Source organism: Arthrobacter sp. 210 2 (genome assembly GCF_059093025.1).
Map to the genome: position 1 here is coordinate 54891 of NZ_JBNHIE010000006.1, position 22506 is coordinate 77396.

The 22506-nt window shown below is 65.9% G+C and carries 11 protein-coding genes; 7 read left to right on the forward strand and 4 right to left on the reverse strand.

Going from position 1 to position 22506, the window contains the following annotated elements; genetic code table 11:
• The first annotated feature begins 154 nt into the window (after positions 1-154).
• The gene (locus tag AC5RWA_RS12825; RefSeq protein ID WP_494057909.1) at positions 155-712 is read left to right on the forward strand and encodes a hypothetical protein; all 558 of its coding nucleotides are present in this window, start codon (positions 155-157) and stop codon (positions 710-712) included.
• A gap of 87 nt (positions 713-799) precedes the next feature.
• On the opposite strand, the gene AC5RWA_RS12830 is transcribed toward AC5RWA_RS12825, so the two are convergent.
• From AC5RWA_RS12830 to AC5RWA_RS12845, 4 genes are all read right to left on the reverse strand, one after another.
• Positions 800-2236, reverse strand: a complete 1437-nt coding sequence (locus AC5RWA_RS12830; RefSeq protein ID WP_115524312.1) for a dicarboxylate/amino acid:cation symporter — start codon at positions 2234-2236, stop codon at positions 800-802.
• 270 nt (positions 2237-2506) lie between these two features.
• Positions 2507-4192 carry a DUF885 domain-containing protein gene (locus AC5RWA_RS12835; RefSeq protein WP_494057910.1) on the reverse strand — a complete coding sequence of 562 codons (1686 nt, stop codon included), beginning with the start codon at positions 4190-4192 and terminating at the stop codon, positions 2507-2509.
• Between the two features lie 69 nt (positions 4193-4261).
• Positions 4262-4510, reverse strand: a complete 249-nt coding sequence (locus AC5RWA_RS12840; RefSeq protein ID WP_494057911.1) for an acyl-CoA carboxylase subunit epsilon — start codon at positions 4508-4510, stop codon at positions 4262-4264.
• Complete coding sequence (locus tag AC5RWA_RS12845) at positions 4507-6090, reverse strand: acyl-CoA carboxylase subunit beta (RefSeq protein ID WP_079595614.1); 1584 nt, start codon at positions 6088-6090, stop codon at positions 4507-4509. The genes AC5RWA_RS12840 and AC5RWA_RS12845 overlap by 4 nt, the downstream gene beginning before the upstream one ends.
• A 226-nt stretch (positions 6091-6316) precedes the next feature.
• Between AC5RWA_RS12845 and AC5RWA_RS12850 the strand changes: the two genes are divergently transcribed.
• The 6 genes from AC5RWA_RS12850 to AC5RWA_RS12875 all read left to right on the forward strand — a co-directional run bounded on the left by AC5RWA_RS12850 (position 6317) and on the right by AC5RWA_RS12875 (position 22453).
• A complete protein-coding gene (locus tag AC5RWA_RS12850; RefSeq protein ID WP_494057912.1) occupies positions 6317-7204 on the forward strand; it encodes an SDR family oxidoreductase in 888 nt (295 codons plus the stop codon).
• A gap of 81 nt (positions 7205-7285) precedes the next feature.
• Positions 7286-8194 carry a biotin--[acetyl-CoA-carboxylase] ligase gene (locus tag AC5RWA_RS12855; protein WP_494057913.1) on the forward strand — a complete coding sequence of 303 codons (909 nt, stop codon included), beginning with the start codon at positions 7286-7288 and terminating at the stop codon, positions 8192-8194.
• The gene (locus tag AC5RWA_RS12860; RefSeq protein WP_494057914.1) at positions 8187-8786 is read left to right on the forward strand and encodes a PH domain-containing protein; all 600 of its coding nucleotides are present in this window, start codon (positions 8187-8189) and stop codon (positions 8784-8786) included. The genes AC5RWA_RS12855 and AC5RWA_RS12860 overlap by 8 nt, the downstream gene beginning before the upstream one ends.
• Positions 8776-9900 (forward strand): adenylate/guanylate cyclase domain-containing protein, encoded by a 1125-nt coding sequence (locus AC5RWA_RS12865; protein ID WP_494057915.1) that lies wholly within the window; start codon positions 8776-8778, stop codon positions 9898-9900. Before AC5RWA_RS12860 ends, AC5RWA_RS12865 begins: the two co-directional genes overlap by 11 nt.
• A 114-nt stretch (positions 9901-10014) precedes the next feature.
• Positions 10015-16185, forward strand: coding sequence for an Ig-like domain-containing protein (locus AC5RWA_RS12870; RefSeq protein WP_494057916.1), 6171 nt, complete (start codon positions 10015-10017; stop codon positions 16183-16185).
• Positions 16186-16348: 163 nt separating this feature from the next.
• Positions 16349-22453, forward strand: a complete 6105-nt coding sequence (locus AC5RWA_RS12875; protein WP_494057917.1) for an Ig-like domain-containing protein — start codon at positions 16349-16351, stop codon at positions 22451-22453.
• Positions 22454-22506 lie beyond the last annotated feature (53 nt).

Genomic DNA, 22506 nt, shown 5'->3' on the forward strand with positions numbered 1-22506 from the left:
TACGTGCAAGTTTGCACTCTGGGCAAGTTTGATTCACAGGAGAATGAAAGGTTCCCGACAGCCTGTCCAGAACCTGCTCCCGGAAGCTTGGAATGCCTCGAAGGAGGCGCACCAACAGCAGCCGTCACCGACGGCGGATCCAGGAGACAAGACAATGTCACGCTCAAAGAAAATGACCCTCGGCCTGTCAGCCACCGCGCTGGCCCTTGGTGCCGGAATCGGAGTCGCCGGCATGGCCTCCGCAACCACTACCCCCACTCCCGCCCCGAGTGCCAGTTCCAGCGCCTCGACGGACGGCACCACCACGCCCGGCGGGATGGGAAGGCACGGTGGCCGCGGCGGCGAGCGGGGTGCGGCCCAGGCGTCCGCGCTCGCGGCGAAGCTTGGGGTGGAGGAAGCAAAGGTTACCGAGGCGCTGCAGGCGTTCCGGGAGGCCAACAAGCCCACCACGGCGCCGGCTGACGGCGAAAAGCCGGATGCAGCCACCAGGGACGCCGCACTGGCGAAGTCTCTGGCCGCTGCGCTGGGTATTGAGGAATCCAAGGTCACCGCTGGGCTGGAGGAGCTTCGCAGTGAAAAGCAGGCAGAGAAGGCTGCCGCTTTGAAGACGCGCCTGGACCAGGCCGTCGCGGACGGGAAGCTGACCCAGGCCGAAGCTGATGCCGTCACCAAGGCGGTGGAGAACGGTGTGATCGGCGGAGCCGGACGCTGATTCTTCCGGGCCGGTAAAGCCGCAGGCACAAAAAAGTCCCCGGGAACCGTCAGGTTCCCGGGGACTTTCTGCAGCCAAGACTGGCGGCTAGGCCTTTACATCCTGCAGTTCGCGGGGTGCGGTGTCAGTGGACGTGCCGTCCGACGGTGCGCCGGCAGCGTCGCTGTCGTCCACGAACGGGGTGCCGTTGCGGGGTGCGTTGTACAGCGACTCGTCCAGGATGCCCTGGCGCTTGGCCACAATCGTGGGGACCAGCGCCTGGCCTGCGACATTGACCGCGGTGCGGCCCATGTCCAGGATCGGGTCGATGGCCAGCAGGAGTCCGACGCCGGCCAGCGGCAGTCCCAGCGTGGAGAGCGTCAGCGTGAGCATCACGACCGCGCCGGTGGTTCCCGCAGTGGCAGCGGAGCCAAGGACGGAAACCAGGGCGATCAGCAGGTACTGGCTGAAGTCGAGCTGGATGCCGAAGAACTGGGCCACGAAGATGGCGGAGATGGCCGGGTAGATGGCTGCGCAGCCGTCCATCTTGGTGGTGGCGCCCAGCGGCACGGCGAAGGAGGCGTAGGCGCGGGGGACGCCCAGGCTGCGTTCGGTGACGCGCTGCGTGAGCGGCAGCGTGCCAATGGAGGAACGGGAGACGAAGGCCAGCTGGACTGCGGGCCAGACTCCGGAGAAGTACTGCTTGACGGAGAGGCCGTGGGTCCGGACCAGGATGGGGTAGACCGCGAAGATCACCAGGGCGAGTCCAACGTAGATGGCGAAGGTGAACTTGCCCAGCGAGCCGATGGTGTCCCAGCCGTAGACGGCAACCGCGTTGCCGATGAGGCCAACAGTGCCCAGCGGAGCGATGCGGATGATCCACCAGAGCACCTTTTGGATGACGGCCAGGGCAGAGGCGTTGAGGGTCAGGAACGGCTCCGCGGCCTTGCCGACCTTAAGGGCGGCGACGCCCACGGCAATGGCGATCACCAGGATCTGCAGGACATTGAAGCTGACCGACGTGGTGACGGCACCGGACTCAGCCACTGTGGAGCTCGCACCCAGCCCCAGGAAGTTCTTGGGGAACAGTCCGATCAGGAAGGCCCACCAGTCGCCCACTTTGCTGGGCGCTTCGCCTTCGCCGGTGATGCCGGTGTTGGCGCCGGGCTGCAGGAGGACGCCCAGGCCGATGCCGATCAGCACGGCGATCAGGGAGGTGATGGCGAACCAGAGCAGGGTATTCCACGCCAGCTTAGCGGCGTTGGATACCTGGCGGAGGTTGGAGATGGAGCTGACGACGGCCGTGAAGATCAGGGGAACGACGGCGGTCTGCAGCAGGGACACGTAGCTGGAGCCGATGGTCTGCAGCGTTGCGCCGAGGCCGTTAGGGCTGGCCTTGGTACTGCCGGTGTACTTGGCCAGCAGGCCGAGTCCGAGGCCGACGATGAGGGCGGCGATGATCTGGAAGCCGAACGAGCCGGCCCACTTGGGCAGCTGGAAGCCGGTCTTTCCTGCGGGGGAGGGGGTGCTTGTCTGAGTGCTCACCCGAATACGTTAGGGCCGCCCTGCATATCACGACGAACGAACATTGAGAAATATTACGCGCCCCAAATTCTGATACCCACAGAAGATCCGCGCAAAATCAAGTGTTCCGACCGGGTTTGTTACTTATTCCTGCTAGGGATGTGGCATATCTCTCCTGCCAGCGAGGCAAAAGGCGCGGCGTGGGTGCCTTCCGGCAGCTTGCGTCAAAGCGACGAAGGAGCAGCAAGCAGAGGAAGGCAGCCTCGACGGGCCGAGGCGACCACGGACTGTTCAGGAGAGCAGGGCGCGCCTCAGGGTATCGAGTCCGACAGAGCCGATGTTCAATGCCTTGGTGTGGAACTCCTTGAGGTCGAAGCCAGGCCGGGCTTCGAGTTCGGCGCGGATCTGTTCCCACAGGCGCTGCCCTACTTTGTAGGAGGGTGCCTGGCCTGGCCAGCCAAGGTAACGGGTGAACTCGAAGTTGAGCTGTCCTTCGCTGATAGGGAGGTTTTCTTTCAGGAACCCGTAGCCCTTGTCCGGGGTCCAGGTTCCGGAACCCCAGCGTGCCGGAACCGTGAGTTCCAGGTGGACGCCGATATCGAACACCACGCGTGCTGCCCGCATCCGCTGCATGTCCAGCATGCCCATGTGGTCTCCGGGGTCGTTCAGGTAGCCCAGTTCCTGCATCAGTTTCTCGGCGTAGAGTGCCCAGCCTTCGCCGTGGCCGGAGGTCCAGCACACGTTCCGCCGCCACTTGTTGAGCAGTTCCCGACGGTAGGTGGCGGTGGCTACCTGGAGGTGGTGGCCCGGGACCCCCTCGTGGTAGACGGTGGTGGTTTCGGCCCAGGTGGTGAAGGTGTCCTCGCCTGCGGGAACGGACCACCACATGCGGCCCGGCCGGCTGAAGTCATCCGACGGTCCCGTGTAATAGATGCCGCCCTCGTCGGTGGGGGCGATCAGGCACTCCAGCTTCTTCATGACGTCCGGGATGTCGAAATGCACGCCCGCGAGTTCGGACACAGCTTTGTCGGAAAGTTCCTGCATCCATTCCCGCAGCGCCCCGGTCCCCTTCAGCTGCCGGGCCGGATCGTTGTTGAGGATGTCCTTTGCCTCGGCGATGCTGGCGCCGGCTTTGATGGTGGAGGCCACCTTTTCCTGTTCGGCGATGAGGCGGTCCAGCTCTTCCACGCCCCAGGCGTAGGTCTCCTCCAGGTCCACCGTGGCCCCGAGGAAGGCGCGGGAGGCGAGTGCGTAGCGGGCGCGTCCGACGGCGTCCTTTTCGGGGGCGGCGGGGAGGAGTTCTGTCCGGAGGAACTCAGCAAGGTCGGTGTAGGCACGGCGGGCGGCGACAGCGCCGGCGTCGAGCTTTTGCCGGACGCCTCCGGACAACGGACCCTCCGGGGTGGCGGCTCCGGCGGCCAGCTTCGCGAAAAAGCCGTCTCCGGCTGCGTACTTTGTGGCCTGCTCGATGACGATGTTGACCTGGCGTGCGGCTGCCACCCGGCCGGAATCACGGGCCTGCCGGAGGGACTCGATGTAGCCGGCCACGGCACCGGGCACGTTGTGGGCTCGGCCCGCTATGTGTTCCCAGTCCTGTTCGGTGGCCGTGGGCATGAGGTCGAAGATTGCCCTGATGTCCTGGGCGGGGGAGGCAATGTTGTTCAGGTCGGCATATTCCCAGCCGGAGGCATGGATCAGCAGCTGCAGGCCCAGCCGTTCCTGCATCGCGTCCAGGGTGACGGCATCCACGTCGTCCTCGGGCGCCAGGCCCTCAAGGTCGGTGAGTGCCTTCCGGGCCACTTCGGCGAACTCTGCGATGCCTGCCGGCGAGAAATCCTGGTACTCGGTTTCGTGTCCCGGTACGCCCAGGGTGGTGGCGAATGACGGGTTCAGCCGGATGAGGGTATCGGTGTACTCGTCAGCGACGGCGTCAATGCGGGTCTTCGGGCGGGCGGCAGGAGCGGTGTCGGTAGTCACCTCCCGAGACTAGCCGCGCTCTGCAGGTTCCGAAAGGAGGCGCGGGCTACGTCTCGGAGGGGGTGGGGATCAGCCCTGGCTGCGCTTCCAGGCGCCGGGGCCGGGTGTGGGAGCGAGCCGCAGCTGCTGCCGGCGCACCCAGTGGCGGACCGTCGGGGTGCTGGCCGGGGCAGGTGCCGAGCCGCCCAGGGACAGTACGACGGCGGTCAGGGCCGCCAGTTCCTCGGCGCTCGGCTGTCCTTTGACAACAGAGAGCAGCGGAGCGGCAGGCGGTTCAGGGGTTTCGACAGGCTCAACCACCGGGTTCTCCCTATTCACAGCGGGATGTTTCCGTGCTTCTTGGTGGGGAGGCTGGCCCGCTTGTCGCGGAGTGCGCGCAGCCCCTTGATGATCTGGATCCTCGTGTCCGAGGGTGCGATGACGGCGTCAACGTAGCCCAGCTCGGCCGCCTGGTAGGGGTTGAGGAGTTCCTCTTCGTACTGGCGGATAACCTCGGCGCGCCGGGCCTCGACGTCACCCCCCGCTTCCGCCACGGCCGCGAGGTCCCGGCGGTACAGGATATTGACGGCGCCCTGGGCGCCCATGACGCCGATCTGGGCCGTTGGCCAGGCCAGGTTCAGGTCGGCACCCAGCTTCTTGGAACCCATCACGATGTAGGCGCCGCCGTAGGCCTTGCGGGTGATCACCGTCAGCTTGGGAACGGTGGCCTCGGCATAGGCGTAGAGGAGTTTCGCTCCGCGGCGGATAATGCCCTGGAACTCCTGGTCCTTGCCGGGCAGGAAGCCCGGGACGTCCACCAGGGTGATGATGGGGATGTTGAAGGCGTCGCAGTGGCGGACAAAACGGGCAGCCTTCTCCGAGGCCGCGATGTCCAGCGTGCCGGCGAACTGCAACGGCTGGTTTGCCACGATGCCCACCGTGTGGCCTTCCACCCGGCCGTAGCCGATCATGACGTTGGGCGCGTACAGCGCCTGCATCTCCAGGAAGTGCCCGTCATCCACGATCTGCTCAACAACGCTGCGCATGTCGTAGGGCTGGTTGGCGGAATCGGGGACCAGCGTGTCCAGGGCGAGGTCGTCGTCGTCGATCTCCAGCTCCTGCTGGTGCTCCTGCACGGGGGCTTCAGAGAGGTTGTTGGAGGGCAGGAAGTCCAGCAGCTCACGCACGAATTCGATGGCGTCCGCTTCGTCCTGTGCAAGATAGGTGGATGTGCCGGTGGTGGCATTGTGCTGGCGCGCTCCGCCCAGGGTCTCCATGTCCACGTCCTCGCCTGTGACGGTCTTGATTACGTCGGGGCCGGTAATGAACATGTGCGAGGTCTTGTCCACCATCACCACGTAGTCGGTGAGTGCGGGGGAGTAGGCCGCGCCGCCCGCGGAAGGCCCCATGATCAGGGAAATCTGGGGGACCACGCCGGAAGCGTGGACGTTGTTGCGGAAGATGTCCGCGAACATTGCCAGCGATGCGACGCCTTCCTGGATGCGGGCGCCGCCGCCGTCCAGGATTCCCACCACCGGGCAGCCGTTGCGCAGTGCGAATTCCTGGACCTTGACGATCTTTTCCCCGTTGACCTGGCTGAGGGAGCCGCCGTAGACCGAAAAGTCCTGGCTGTAGACAGCCACCAGCCGGCCGTCCACCGTTCCGTAGCCGGATACCAGGCCGTCACCGAGGGGCTTCTTCTTGTCCATGCCGAACGCGGTGGAGCGGTGTACCGCGAGGGCGTCGAATTCCACAAACGAGTCTTCATCCAGCAGGAGGCCAATGCGTTCCCGTGCGGTGTTCTTGCCGCGCGCGTGCTGCTTTTCGATCGCTTCGGGGCCGGAGGGCTGCTCGGCACGGGCCTGGCGGTCACGGAAATCGGCAATCTTTCCCGCGGTCGTGGTCAGATCGTGGCTCATCAAGTGTCTCCGGCTCTGTTGCAGATTGGTTCTGTGGCGCTCTGGTTGCTGGCGGGCTGAGTCATGCCGGAGCTTAAGTAGCTTCCACACAAAGGACGAACCCTGTTGGCAAGTCTAGTGACGGTTTGGGCGCCCGCAGCTGTAGGGAACCTACAATTTTCTGCCGTGCCGCCACCCGCACCTGCTATGTTACTCATGAGTAACTTACTTGGGTTAGAGTGATTGCATGACTTCAAGCAATGACGCTTTGCACGCCCCCGGGAGCCCGTACCGGGCCGCAGGTTCGCTGCACGGGAAGACCATCCTTATCTCCGGTGGAAGCCGCGGCATCGGACTGGCCATTGCCCGGCGCGCCGCCCGGGACGGCGCAAACATCGTCCTGATGGCCAAGACGGGGGAGCCGCACCCCAAGCTCGCCGGAACTGTCCATACGGCTGCCCGGGAGCTTGTGGATGCCGGCGGCCAGGCCCTGCCCCTGGTGGGTGACGTGCGCCGGGACGAGGACGTGGCCCGCGCTGTGGCGGCCGCGGTGGAACACTTTGGCGGCATCGACGCCGTCATCAACAATGCGTCCGCCATTGACCTGTCCCGGACCGACGACGTGGACATGAAAAAGTACGACCTCATGCAGGACATCAACGTGCGCGGCACGTTCCTGCTGTCCAAGCTTGCGCTGCCCGCACTCCGCGCCTCCGGGCGGGGGCACATCCTCACCCTCTCACCGCCCTTGAACCTCGATCCATACTGGGCCGGCAAGCACCTTGCCTACACCATGGCCAAGTACGGCATGAGCCTGACCACCCTTGGGCTCGCCGAGGAACTGAAGGCGGACGGGATCAGCGTCAACTCGCTGTGGCCGTGCACCCTGATCGACACGGCGGCCATCCGCAATATGCCTCATGGCGAGGTAATGGTCCAGGCGGCCCGCGGACCGCAGATCATGGCCGATGCCGCCCACGCCATCCTCACCGGCAGCAACTTTGTGCCCGGCGGGGCAGTGACCGGGAATTTCTACACCGATGAGCAGGTCCTGGCGGCAGCAGGAGTGACGGATTTCCGTCCTTACAGCCTGGGCGCGCCCGAGGACGGGCTGGTTCCGGACATCTTCCTGTAGGGCGGCGGGCGGCACGCCGCGCCGGGCAATCGGGGGCAGGTCAACTCCGCCGGGGAAGGATTAGCTCGCTAGGATTTAGGCATGGATGACGCACGCACCCCCGGCACCCCTCTGGACCGAGGGGACCTGGACGACCAGCGTTTCCTGGCCTCGGCAGGCATTTCCCGGCTCGAGGTGGTGGATTCCACCGGATCCACCAACGCGGACCTCCTCCGCGCCGTCACGGTGGAGCCGCAGGCCTGGCCGGACCTGTCGGTCCTTACCGCCGAGTACCAGACGGCCGCGCGCGGCCGCCTGGACAGGCACTGGGAAGCGCCGCCGCTGAGCTCGGTTTCCGTCTCGGTGGTCCTGCGGCCCGTGAATGCCGAAGGCAGGCCGCTGCCCACCCAGAGCTACTCCTGGCTTTCACTGATTGCTGCCCTGGCGCTGCGCGAAACCCTCCTGGAGACTGCCGGCCTTCCGGCCGAACTCAAATGGCCCAATGACGTCCTGGTGCGCGGCAGGAAGATCGCCGGCATCCTGGCGCAGCTTGGGCCCATGGTGGACGGCACCGTGCCCCCGGTCATCCTGGGCACCGGCCTGAACGTCACGCTGCGCGAAGGCGAACTGACGGTCCCCACGGCCACCTCCGTGGTGCTGGAGGGTGCGCGTACGGCAGACCGTACCCTGCTGCTGAAAAGCTACCTTTCACGCTTCGCTGTGCTCTACCGCAGCTTCTGCAACGCCGACGGCGATCCGGCAGCGGGAATGGCCGGCGGACCCTCCCTGCACAAACGGGTGGAAGCGGTCATGGTGACACTCGGCAAGCAGGTCCGCGCCCAGCTTCCCGGCGACCATGAAATCATCGGCCACGCCTCCAGGCTTGACGAGTACGGGTCGCTGCTGGTGATGGACCGGGACTCCCGGGAGCACGTGGTGACCGCCGGGGACGTCGTGCACCTGCGCCCCTGGACGTCCCCCGAGGACCCCGGCCAAGGCGGTTATGCGTAAAGACCTCGTTCCGGGCGAACAGGTGATTGTCACCACACGCCCGCAGCCGAGGAAGCTGGCAGGAGCCGCGCTCGCCTTCATCGTGTCGCCCGCGCTGGCGGCGTACGCTTCGGCCTGGATCCTTCGGGGAGAGGCGCGCCGCCATGTACCTTTCCTCACAGCACAATGGACGCCGTGGCTGGTGGCTGCCTGCATTGCCGCGGCTGCCTGGGTCTGGCTCGGCTTCTGCCTGCCCAAGCTGCTGCGCTGGCACGGCACGCGGTACACCCTCACCAGCCGAAGGATGGTGGCCAGATACGGCAGGTTGAAACGGCGGGACCAGCAGGTCAACCTGGCGTCGGTGCGCAACCTGACCGTCCACGAGTCGGTACTGCAACGCCTCCTGCGCTCCGGGAATATATCCTTGGAAACCGGGCACCAGGGCGTGGTGACATTCCAGGACGTGCCCGAGGTTGCCACATTCCGGGATTTCATCCTCGATGCCATCGAGGAATTGCCGGAGGAACGTGATGCCCAGCCGGGCGGCACAACGCACTACCCCGCCGAAGCTTTGCCGTGGGAAATGAGAGAAGGTGGACGGGATGAACGATGAGGACCAGCAGGAACGCGTCGAATCCATCGCGCCCGCACCCGCGGCGGACCCCCACCCTGCCACCGGCACCATGTCCGCGGAGCGGCTGGCGATGAAGGCGCTGGAAAGCCGGCTGCTCGGCGGGGAACGCAAGCTCCGCCGTCGTGAGGTGGCCGCCGGCGCCGGGCTGTCGCTCCTGTCCGCACGCAAGCTGTGGCGTGCCCTGGGCTTCCCCAACTTTGGCGATGAGGATGTCGCCTTTACCGAACGCGACCAGGCGGCCCTTTCCACCGTGGTGGACCTGGTCCGGTCCGGCAAGCTCACGGAGGAAGCGGCGATCTCCGTCACGCGCTCCATCGGCCAGATGACGGACCGCATGGTGGTCTGGCAGATCGAGGCCCTCGTGGAGGACATGGTCCACGAGCAGGGCGTCACGGACGCCGTGGCGCGCAAGCGCCTGGTCAACGAACTGCCCGCCCTGGTTGATGCCCTAGAAGAGGTTCTTGTCTACTCCTGGCGGCGGCAACTCAACGCCGGAGTCCAGCGGCTCGCCGTCCGTGCCGAAGCGGGCCTGCAGGCCAGCGAAGAGGGCCGTGAGGGCGATGAGGATGACGCGCCGCTGCCGCTGGCGCGCGCCGTGGGCTTCGCCGACCTGGTGTCCTACACCAGCCTGTCCCGCCGCATGAACGAAAAGACGCTGGCGCGCCTGGTCCAGCGCTTCGAAAACAAGTGCGCCGAAATCATTTCCGTCGGCGGCGGGCGCCTGGTCAAGACGGTCGGTGACGAAGTCCTTTACATTGCCGAAACTCCGGCTGCCGGTGCCGAAATCTCCCTCGCCCTGGCCCAGGCTTTCACGGAGGATGAAATCCTGCCGGAAGCCCGGGTGGCAATGGTGTGGGGCAGGATCCTGTCCCGACTGGGGGACATCTACGGCCCCACCGTGAACCTCGCGGCCCGGCTTACCACCCTTGCTGATCCCGGAACGGTGCTGGTGGACTCAATGACCGCCTCCGCCCTTGAGCAGGATGAGCGCTTTGTTCTGATGCCCCAGCCGCCGGAAAACGTCCGGGGCTTCGGCGAAATCCGGCCCGTCAGGCTCGCCCGCGGCCTTGGCAAAGGGCTCGTCCTGGATTAGGGCCGCGTTTCCGCACAGTTTATCCATTTGTTGGTCTTACGGGCTATATTAGGTGTGCCCGGCCGCCGCACGGCCGGAAGCCGGCGCCGGAAAATACTTGGGGGAAGCTTTTCCATGAAACTTCGCGGACATAGTCGCGCGCAAAACGCCGCGCCAGCCGCACCGTTCCGCACCTCGTTCCTGCGGTCCCGGCTCCTTACCTCAGCAATTTTCGGCCTCGCGCTCACTGTCCTGGTGGTTGGCGCCATCGTCTATCCGGGGTTCAAGACCACTGAGGTGGAGTTGAACGATGGTGGTGTGTGGGTGGTCTCGAAGTCCAAGAATGCGGTGGGGCGGCTGAATTATCCGTCGCGTGTCCTGGATGGTGCGGTGACGCCGGCGTCCACGACGTTCGACATTTTGCAGGACGCGGGGGAGGTGTTTGTGGATGATGAGTCTGGTTCGACGTTGAACCAGGTGTCGCCGGCGAACATGCGCCTGGGTGGGGATAAGCAGTTGCCGGGGGCGGCTGATGTGAGTTTCGGCTCAGAGGTGATCTCGGTGACGGATGCGGCCTCGGGCAAGGTGTGGGCGGTGTCGCCGTCGACGGTGAATGGTTTTGATGAGGAGGCTACCGAGCCGGTGCTGGTGGGCTCCGAGGGCACCGTGTCGGCTGTGGGGGAGGATGACCGGATTTACTCGGCGGATCCGGAGTCGGGTGTGGTGACGGTGACCGGTGTTGATGCCAACGGTGAGGTCACGTCCTCGGAGTCCGAGACGTGGGGCGAGTTGAAGGGCGCGGGCGACCTGCAGATCACGGTGGTGGGGGACCAGCCGGTGGTTCTTGATGCGGCTGCGGGAGAGTTGTTCCTGCCCGGCGGGAAGCGACTGCAGCTGGACAACGCCCGCGAGGCGAAGCTGCAGCAGGGCGGTCCGGCCAGCGACTTTGTGGCAGTTTCCACGCAGAAGGCGCTGCTGAAGCAGCCGCTGGATGGCGGCACGGCCAAAACGGTGACGTTCGACGGCGAGGGTGTCCCGGCTGCGCCGGTGCAGTTGGGCGGGTGTGTGCACGCGGCGTGGTCAGGGGCGAACAAGTACGTCCGGGACTGTGTGGATGATGCTGCTGACAAGAACGTGGATGTGCCCAAGGCCAGTGCGTCGCCGTCGTATGTTTTCCGGGTGAACCGGGACCTGGTGGTCCTGAACGATGTGAACTCGGGCAACGTGTGGCTGGTCAACCAGAACATGCAGCTCGTCAACAACTGGGACGACGTCATTCCACCCAAGGAAACGTCGGACGACGCGGACAAGGACTCCGCCGACGAAGTCCAGCAGACCGTCCTGCCCGACCGCACCAAACCCAACAGCCCGCCCTCGGCAAAACCGGATGCCTTTGGTGTCCGGGCCGGCAAGACCACCATCCTGCCCGTGCTGGACAATGATACGGATCCGGACGGCGACATCCTCACCCTGCGACCGCCCGCCGAGGTTAAGTCCGGAACCCTTTCCACCATCTACGGCGACACCGGCTTCCAGGTCGCGGTGCCCGCCGACAAGACCGGAACAGACTCCTTCCAGTACACAGTGGACGACGGGCGCGGACTGTCAGGAACTGCCGACGTGGCACTGCGCATTGTTCCTGCCGGCGAAAATTCAGCGCCGCAGCAGAAACCCAACCGCGAAACCACGCTGGTGCTCCAGCAGGGCAAGGCGCTCACCCAGAACATCCTCCCCAACTGGATTGACCCCGACGGCGACGACCTCTTCGCGGAATCCGTGACCAGCCCGGACCCACTGGACCAGGTCCGGATCAGGCCCGACGGCCAGCTCACCTTCCAGGACTCGGGAACAGCCCCCGGCCGCAAAGTCCTCACCGTCCGCATTTCCGACGGAAAAGCCACGGCCGAGGGACGGATTGCCGTTGACGTCCGCGCGCCGGGCGCACTGCCGCCCCTGGCCAACGCCGACCACGTCATCGCCGTGGCCGGCGCCGACACCGTGATCGCCCCGCTCAAGAACGACGTTGATCCGCAGGGCGGATCCCTGCGCCTGGCGCAGGCTACAACGGATGAGCAGTCAACAGCCACCATCGGGGCCGACCAGCAGACCTTCACCTTCAACTCCGAGGTGCTGGGGGCACACTACGTCTCCTACCTGGTGACCAACGGGCCGGCCAGCGCCCAGCAGTTGGTCCGCGTCGACGTCGTTACAGGCAACGATGAGGGCGCACCGGTGGCGGTGCGCGACATCGCCCTGCTTCCCACCGGCGGCAGCGTGCTGGTGGATGTGCTGGGGAACGACTCCGACCCGTCGGGCGGCGTGCTGGTAGTCCAGTCCGTCACCGCGGACTCCGGCCTGCCGGTCAGCGTCTCCGTCCTGGACCATTCGGTGGTCCGCATGACGGATATCCGTGCCGAAGGCCAGCTGACCATGAAGTACACCATTTCCAATGGCCGCGCGTCCGCAGTGGGCGAGATCGCGGTGCTGCTGGTCCCGGCCCCCGCCAAACTCCAGCCGCCGCAGGCCAAGCCGGACGAGGCCACCGTACGCGCCGGGGACGTGGTGACCATCCCGGTCCTGGGTAATGACACTGACCCCAACGGCGGGAAACTGGCACTGGTTCCCGAACTTGCCCAGCAGCCCGATGCCGCGGACGGGCGGATGTTCGTATCCGGGGACACGCTGCGGTTCATTGCCGGCGAGACCCCCAAAACCGTCTACGCCATCTACAAGGTGCGGAATGACACCGGCCAGGTGGACTCGCAGCAGGTCACCATCCGGATCCAGGCCCGCGACGACGAACGCAACTCCCGCCCCGAGCCGCGGAACCTGACGGCCCGGGTTGTCTCCGGGATGACCGTGAAGATCCCGGTACCGCTGGACGGGATAGACGCGAACGGCGACTCCGTTCAGCTGATCGGCATCGACAAGGCCGCCGCGATGGGTACGGCCACCGTCAAGGACGGCTACCTCGAATTCACCGCCGCCGGCGACGCCGCAGGCACCGATACCTTCACCTACCGGGTCCGCGACCGCATCGGAGCCGAAAACACGGGAACCGTGATTGTGGGCATCGCCCCGCCGGAAGCCAACAACCAGAACCCCATCGCCGTGGAAGACTCCATCGATGTCCGGCCCGGGCGCAAAGTTGCGGTGGACGCGCTGGCCAACGACTCCGACCCCGACGGCGACCCCATCGCCCTGCTGGCCGGCTCGTTCGAGGCACTGCCCGAGCTCCAGGCGGAAGCCACCGAGGACTCCAAGGTACTCTTCACAGCCCCGTCGACTGCCGGGAACGCCGGCATCGGCTACCAAATCCAGGATGACAAGAAGGCAGGGGCCGGGGCTGCCATCCGGATCCGGATCAGTCCCGACGCCGAGCTCAAGCGTCCGGCCGCGAAGGATGACAGGGTTACGCCCTCGGAAACCCTCGGCAAGGCCGCTGTCGACGTCCCGGTCCTCAAGAACGACTCCGATGCCGACGGCGTCGCCGCGGACCTGAAGATCAGCCTCCCGGACGGTAACCCGAACGCGCGGGACGGGGGCTCCGGCAACGTGGTGGTGACCCTCACGCCGGAGGACCAGCTGATTCCCTATACCGTCACGGATGTTGACGGCCTGAGTTCGACCGCCGTTATATGGATCCCCGGACAGGGAGCCCAATACCCCAGCCTGTCGAGGACCGACGTCGTCGAAGTGATGGCCGGCAAGGACGTCACCCTCGAACTCAGCGACTACGTCCGGGTGCGCGACGGGAAGCGGCCGCGCATCACCGTGGCAGACGCCGTCAAGGTCCAGGGTGCTTCGCCCGAAAACGTCATTGCCGGAGACGGGACCGCGCTCCGCTACGCCGCCAAGGCCGACTACGTGGGTCCGGGGTCCCTGACCTTCGAAGTCACGGACGGCAACGGTCCGGACGATCCCCAGGGCCTGAAGTCCACCCTTGTCATCATGACCAGGGTGATACCGGATCCCAACGCCAACCACCCGCCCACCTTCAGCGGTGCTGCACTGGATGTACCCAAGGCCGAAACAGCCCGGCTCGACCTCGGGCCGCTCGCTGCGGATGTTGATGAACAGGACAAGGGCAACCTGAAGTTTGAGCTGGACGGCGGTCTGCCCGCCGGATTCTCGGCCTCCGTGAACGGCTCCATCCTCGAAGTCCGGGCCGAAACGTCGGTAGCGGCCGGGTTTACCGGAAACATCCCCGTCCGGGTCACCGACGGCAGGTCTCCGGCGGTGAAAGCAAACATCTCCGCACGGCACGTAGCCTCCAACAGGCCCATGCCCGTGGCCAACGACGACGTCGTCGAAAAAGCGAACGCGGGCAAGACGGAAACCGTCAACGTCCTGGGCAACGACGGAAACCCGTTCGACGATGCACCGCTGAAAATAGTTGCCGCGGGAGTGGAAACGGGATCTGCGGCGGGACAACCAACATTCGACGGTGACTCCGTCACGGTGACCCCGGCACCGGGCTTCAAAGGCGTGATGGTGGTCCGCTACACGGTGGTGGACAAGACCGGCGACGTTTCACGGCAGGCAACCGGCCGCCTGCGGCTGACCGTCCGTGACGTGCCGGACGCGCCCTCTGCCCCCTCCGCCACGGACGTCCGCAGCCGGACAGCCGTCCTCAAGTGGGCGCCGCCGTCGGACAATGGCGCCGCCATCACCGGCTACCGCGTGGAATCCAACAACGGCTTCACCCAGGCCTGCCCCACCACCACGTGTACCCTCTCGGGGCTGACCAACGACGTCAAATACGTCTTCACCGTCATCGCCGAGAACGAGGTGGGCAAATCCAGTCCGTCGGCGGCCTCGAACGAGATCCGGCCGGATGAAAAGCCCTCCCCGCCGGACGCGCCGTCGGTCAAAGCCGGCGACAGGAACATGGTCATCAACTGGCCTGCCGCCAAGACGGAGGGCTCCGCGGTCAAGCACTATAACTTGGAGATCTCGCCGCCGCCTTCCAACGGCATCGCCGTCAAAAATGAGGTGGCCGGCCTGAACTACACGTGGACCGGCCTCACGAACGGCGTCAAATACCGGGTCCGCGCGCAGGCAGTCAACGAACTTGGCCCCTCCGAATGGAGCATCTACTCCGTAGAGGACAACCCTGCCGGTGTTCCGGCCGCCCCCGCTGCACCCACCACGGCTGTGGCCTCCGCGGTGGGCAGCGAAAACCAGATCAGGGTGGATTGGGCCGAACCTGACACCAACGGCGATCCCATCCGGAACTACTACGTCACCATGAATGGCGGGGGCGCAGCCCCACAGACCCAGGTGGTGGCCGGGACAGTCCGCACTGCCGTGTTCCGGGCACAGAACTCCGAGACGGCCTACACCTTTACCGTCCAGGCCGAAAACAAGGCCGGCAAGGGCGCCGCCAGCCCACCCTCGGCCCCCCGGCGCGCCACCGGAAAACTCGCCCAGGTTTCCGGCGTCAGCGCGACGCCCGCCAATACAAACGGCGCCGGCCGGCAGGTCACCATCCAGTTCAACAGGCTCACGGACGCGCAGCGCAATGGGTCCCGGGCGGAGGAAGTCAGCTACCGCTACTCGGCGGGAGGACAAAGCGGGCCCATCAGCCCCGGCGAAACCGTGGGTGGATTCACCAACGGCCAGGCCATCGCCGTTACCGTCACCGCGGTCTCCACCGTGGCGCCGAGCTCTGACGCCAGTGCACCCGCCAGGGTCACGCCGTACGGCTCACCGGGCACGCCCTCCGCCAGCGGCACCAACGGACAGCTCAATGACCAGACCGTAACCCTGAGCTGGTCATCGCCCTCCACGTCCACCAATGACGTCGCGGAAACCCGGATCCTCATCAGTGGAGGCGGCTGGGAGAGTGTTGCCCCCTCCGGCAGCAGGACGATCAACACCGGTGGCTGGGAACAGCAGCGCACCATCACCGTGCAGACGTTCAACTCCCTGGGCACCGGCAGCGCCCAGGTCAGCGCCACCGCCACCTCCGGCAAGCGCGGCGAATGGACCACCCGGCTGAGTTCCGCAGACCCGGCTTTTGTACGGTCCTGCACCTACACCCTGGGCGGGGCGAACTACCGGCCGGCACCCTACTATGACTGCGACGGCATCAACGCGCACCGGCCGCCGTGGCTGTACGTTGCCGACAACCACACTCTGGTGGTCCGCTGCTACATCATCCAGAGCGACCACTGGACCCCCAACCCGATTCGCGCCTGGTACCGGATCGAGGCAGGCTCTGCCAGCAACGTGGGCCGCTACGTTGTGGCTGGTTCCACCACCCTGGGCGAGCCGGGAAATGCCGGGGTGCCGCCGTGCTGACAGCCTGGCAGAGAGATGCAGCAGGCCGGACCCGGGGGGAGACCTCCCCATCGCGGGCTTACTGCCCCTTGGGTAGGCTTGCCCGGGGAACGGAGAGTCCAATACCGGGTACTCCGATGTGCCGGCCTGGGGGCCACCGCCAAACCTTGAGGGAAAAATCGCTGTGACAAGTCTGCTGGGGAAACTTGAATTGAAACGGCGCCACAACAAGATCGTCACCGGCACTGCCTTTGGTGCCGCAGTGGCTGTTGTGGTGACCGGGGCAGTGCTCTATCCGGGGTTCAAGACCACTGAGGTGGAGTTGAACGATGGTGGTGTGTGGGTGGTCTCGAAGTCCAAGAATGCGGTGGGGCGGCTGAATTATCCGTCGCGTGTCCTGGATGGTGCGGTGACGCCGGCGTCCACGACGTTCGACATTTTGCAGGACGCGGGGGAGGTGTTTGTGGATGATGAGTCTGGTTCGACGTTGAACCAGGTGTCGCCGGCGAACATGCGCCTGGGTGGGGATAAGCAGTTGCCGGGGGCGGCTGATGTGAGTTTCGGCTCAGAGGTGATCTCGGTGACGGATGCGGCCTCGGGCAAGGTGTGGGCGGTGTCGCCGTCGACGGTGAATGGTTTTGATGAGGAGGCTACCGAGCCGGTGCTGGTGGGCTCCGAGGGCACCGTGTCGGCTGTGGGGGAGGATGACCGGATTTACTCGGCGGATCCGGAGTCGGGTGTGGTGACGGTGACCGGTGTTGATGCCAACGGTGAGGTCACGTCCTCGGAGTCCGAGACGTGGGGCGAGTTGAAGGGCGCGGGCGACCTGCAGATCACGGTGGTGGGGGACCAGCCGGTGGTTCTTGATGCGGCTGCGGGAGAGTTGTTCCTGCCCGGCGGGAAGCGACTGCAGCTGGACAACGCCCGCGAGGCGAAGCTGCAGCAGGGCGGTCCGGCCAGCGACTTTGTGGCAGTTTCCACGCAGAAGGCGCTGCTGAAGCAGCCGCTGGATGGCGGCACGGCCAAAACGGTGACGTTCGACGGCGAGGGTGTCCCGGCTGCGCCGGTGCAGTTGGGCGGGTGTGTGCACGCGGCGTGGTCAGGGGCGAACAAGTACGTCCGGGACTGTGTGGATGATGCTGCTGACAAGAACGTGGATGTGCCCAAGGCCAGTGCGTCGCCGTCGTATGTTTTCCGGGTGAACCGGGACCTGGTGGTCCTGAACGATGTGAACTCGGGCAACGTGTGGCTGGTCAACCAGAACATGCAGCTCGTGAACAACTGGGACGACGTCATTCCACCCAAAAACGAATCCGACGAGCAGGACCAGGAATCGGCGGACAACAACACCGTCAACGTCCTGCCGGACCGCACCAAACCCAACCGTCCGCCGGAAACCAAGCCCGACGCCGTCGGCGTCCGCCCCGGACGGACCACCGTCCTCAGCATCCTGGACAACGATTCCGATCCCGACGGCGACGTCCTCACCGCCGCCCTGGCGGATACGGGCCCGAAATCCGGCACCCTTGAGAACATCTACGGCGGCACGGCCTTCCAGGTCTCCGTCCCGGCAGATGCGCAACCGGGCACCGAGACGTTCAACTACAACGCGTCGGACGGCCGCGGCCTCTCGGCCGGCGGCCAGGTCACGCTCAGCGTGGTGGGCCCTGACGAGAACAAGCCGCCACAGTTCAAGCGCGGCGATGACACCACCATGCTGGTGGAGCAGGGCAAGACCGTCAGCCAGAACATCCTCACGGACTGGATCGACCCCGACGGCGACGACCTGGTCCTCCTTGACGCCAAGGCAGACAACGACCAGGACCAGGTGAAAGTCCGCCGCGACGGTCTCCTGACGTTCCAGGACTCGGGCGCCACGGCCGGCAAGAAGAACGTCGAGGTGACCATCTGGGACGGCCGCGCCACCGTGACCGGAAAAGTCGTGGTCAACGTCCAGCCGCCGGGGGCCTTAGCGCCGGTGGTCAGTGCGGACCACGTCACGGCCGTGGTGGGCCAGGACCTGGTCATTTCCCCGCTGAAGAACGACGTGGACCCCAACGGCGGCGCCCTCCGGCTCGCCCAGGTGGAAGCAAACGGCCCGGCCGAACTCGGCCCGGTCACCGACGGCGGCACGTTCACCTTCCGCAGCACCACCCCCGGCCCCGTGTACCTGACCTATATCGCCAGCAACGGCCCGCAGAGCAGCCAGGGCCTGATCCGCGTTGACGTCGAATCCGGGGATGAGACCGGCAACCCCGTCGCCGTCCACGACGTTGCGCTGATGCCCACCGGCGGAAGCGTGCTGCTGGACCCCCTCGCCAATGACTCCGATCCGTCAGGCGGGGTCCTGGTACTCCAGTCCGTCAGGCTGCCCGAAAACTCCACGGCATCCGTCAGCGTGATCAACCACAGCGTCCTGCGCATCACGGACATCCTGGGGACGAAGGACCCCATCCTGTTCGAATACACCATGTCCAACGGCAGGAAATCGGCCACGGGGAGCGTCTCGGTTGTGCCGGTCCCCGCCCCCGCCGTGGTGGAGGCTCCACAGCCGAAACCGGACGAGGTCAACGTCCGCGTGAACGACGTCGTAACCATCCCGGTGCTGGACAACGACACCCACCCGCAGGGCCAGGAACTCACCGTGGATCCGGTCCTGCCGCAGGGCGTGAACCCGGTGGACGGCAAGAGCTTCGTCTCGGAAAACACGCTGCGGTTCATTGCCGGCAGCCAGCCCAAAACGGTGCGTGCCATCTATAACGCCGTGGATCCGCAGGGCCAGAAGAGCGCTGCCGCGGTGACCATCCATGTCCTTCCGCTCGAAGGTGCCGAAAACTCGCGTCCGCAGCCGCGCAACCTCACCGCACGCGTGGTGGCCGGCGGCACGGTCCGGATCCCCGTTCCCCTGGACGGCATCGATCCGGACGGCGACTCCGTCCAGCTCACCGGCATCGACAGCACCCCGGCGATGGGAACGGCCGCCGTCGGCAGCAACTTCATCGACTTCACGGCAGCCGGGGACGGCGCCGGAACAGACACCTTCCGCTACAAGGTGGTTGACCGCCAGGGGGCTGTCAACACCGGAACGGTGACTGTGGGCATCGCGCCGCGCGGCGAGACCAACCAGAAACCCACCCCCGTGGATGACGAGGTGCGGGTCCGCCCGGGCCGGCAGATCGCCGTCGACGCCACCGGCAACGACACGGACCCGGACGGCGACCTCATCCGCATCCTGACGAACGGCATCGAAGCAGACCCGGCACTGCAGGCCACCGTCAGCAAGGCCAGCGGCAGGATCATCCTGCTGGCACCGGGCGAAGCCGGAACCGTCAACGTCCGGTACACCATCGCCGACGACAGGGATGCTTCCGCCCAGGCTGCCATCGGTGTGGTGGTGGACAACGAGGTTCCCCTCAAGGCGCCGATCGCCCGTGACGACAGGGTCACGTCCGCGCAAACCATGGGGAAATCCGCGGTGGACGTCCCCGTCCTGAAGAACGACGAGGATCCCGACGGCGTGGGGGAGAACCTGCAGATCAGCACGGAGGCCACCACCGCCCGGCCAGGGACCGACGGCACCATGATCGTGGACCTTACCGAGCAGCCGCAGCTCATCCCTTACACCGTCGAGGACGTGGACGGCCAGCAGTCGACGGCGGTCATTTGGGTTCCGGGGCTCGGCCAGCAGGTGCCCACCCTGGCCAAGGACGAGGTCATCGAGGTCATCGCCGGCCAGTCCGCCGACGTCGACCTGGACGAGTGGGTGAAGGTCCGGGAGGGCCGTTCACCGCGGCTGACGCAGACTGACCGGATCAAGCTGATCGGTTCTGACGGCAGCGATCCCGTCACGGGCGACGGCACCGGACTGAAGTACACAGCAGGTACCGACTATGTAGGGCCGGGGTCACTGACCTTCGAGGTGACGGACGGGACCGGGCCGGACGACCCGGCTGGCCTGAAGTCCACGCTCAGCATCCGCACCAAGGTGCTGCCCGATCCCAACCGGAACAACCCGCCGGAGCTCCTGGGCTCAAGCGTGGAGGTGCCGAAGGGTGACGCCGCCAGCACCGATCTGGGCAAGCTGACCTCAGATCCTGACCGGGACGACGTCGAAAAGATGAAGTATGAGCTGCTGGGAGGATCACCCGCCGGCTTCAACGCAAGCGTCGACGGCAAGACCCTCAAAGTATCGGCAGCCGATTCGAGCGGCACCGGAACCACCGCGGCCGTCCAGGTCAAGGCCAGGGACCCGCGCGGGCTCGAAGCAGTGGCCACGTACCAGCTGTCAGTTACCGCGTCCAACCGGCCCAAACCGGTGGCCAATGACGATGTCCAGGACAACGCTGCCGCCGGCAAGCCCGTGACGGTCAATGTCCTGGCCAACGACGCCAACCCCTTCCCGGAAACGCCGCTGAAGATCATCGCGGCCGGGGCGGAAACCGGCAGCGGCAACGTTGACGTGAACGGTGACGCCGTGACGGTCACCCCGGCGCCGGGCTTCACCGGAACCATGGTGGTGTCCTATACAGTGGCCGACAAGACAGGGGATTCCTCCCGGCAGGCGACGGCCCGCGTCCGGCTCACCGTCAAGGACAAGCCGCAGGCGCCCGCCACCCCGCAGGCGCAAAGCGTGGGGGACCGGACGGCCCTCCTGAACTGGACGGCGCCGGCGGACCGCGGCTCCCCGATCACCAAGTACACGGTGTACGGCGAGGGCGGGTTCCAGCAGGACTGCCCCGCCAACACCTGCACCCTCAACGGACTGGTAAACAACACCAAGTACCACTTCCAGGTCACCGCCACCAACGAGTTCGGCGAGTCCGACCGGTCCCCGGCCTCGGCTGAGGTCCGTCCCGACGTCAAGCCCGACACCCCGCTGGCGCCCTCGCTGAAGTTCGGCGACAAGGAGCTGTCCATCAACTGGACCGCCCCGGCCAGCAAGGGTTCCCCGGTGAAGTCCTACGACCTGGAGATCTCGCCGCCGCCGGCAGGGCAGAACGCCCAGATCCAGAACCTGACGGCTGTCAGCTACGTCTGGAAGGGCCTGCAGAACGGCGTCTCCTACAAGGTCCGGGTCCTGGCCCGCAACGATGCCAAGGAACCGTCCGAGTGGAGCCCGTACTCGGCTGCCGAAGTGCCGGCCGGCGTCCCCGCAACCCCGGCGGCGCCGACCGCTGCCCAGGCATCCTCGGTTGGCAGCCAAAGCCAGATGAAGGTGACCTGGACGGCGCCGAACAACAACGGCGACGCCGTGTCCGCGTACACCCTGACCACGCTTCGCGGCGGTGCTGTGGTCAACACCCAGCAGGTGACGGGTACGTCCCAGAACGTGACGGTGGACAACTCGGAAACCAACTACACATTCACGGTTTCCGCCACCAACAAGGCGGGAACCAGTGCAACCAGTACCCAATCGGCGGCAATCCGCGCCGTGGGCAAGCCAGGAACCGTGGCTGCTCCCACGGCAGCCCTGGTGGACACCGACGGCAACGGCGGCAAGATCGACGTCCGCTTCACCGTGTTGACGGAAGCGCAGAGGAACGGGTCCGCCCCGGCCGAAATTACCTACCAGTACAGGCTCACGTCGGGAGGCGGCTCCGGAACCATCCCGGCCGGAGGAGGCGTGGTGGCAGCCCCCAACGGCACTAACACTGCAGTTGTGGTGTGGGCCGTGTCGTCCCGCAGTACCGTTGCCGGCGATGCCAGCGCCCCGTCCAACTCCGTCAACCCGTACGGCCTGGCGGATGCTCCCGTGGTGACGGGGGCCAGCAAGCCCCAGGGGGAACGGTCGGTTTCCTGGACCTGGACCCAGCCCAGCGGCAATGGCCGGCCCGTGACCGGCTACCAGTACAGCCTCGACGGCGGTGCCTGGACGAATACCGATGCGCGATCCTTCTCCGCGGGTGCCGGCTACAGCGAAACCCATACCCTCCGGGTGCGGGCAATCAGCGCCGGTCAGCCGGGCCGGATCGGCAGCGACACCTCACGCAGCGGATCGGCGCCACCGCCTCCGGGACCGCGAACTTGGGCTGCCGTAGTGAACGTCAACAGCTGTCTTGAGGAAGCCCGCGGAGCCGGTAAGTGGGATGGAGACTGTGATGCGTCAACCTGGATGCCTCAAGGCTCGAACCTGCAGCTTGAGTGTTTCCGGGATGGCTGGGGATCGCATCGGTGGTACTACATCTACAGCAAGGACGGAAAGCGCTGGACAGACACGAATCGATTCATTCGTGCAGACACCGTCAACGGTGCCTTTGGCGGCATGGGGTCGTGCCCAAGCAGCTATTAGCAGCAATTTCACGAATGAAACTGACAAAGCCTCACACTCAAGAAGGAACACTT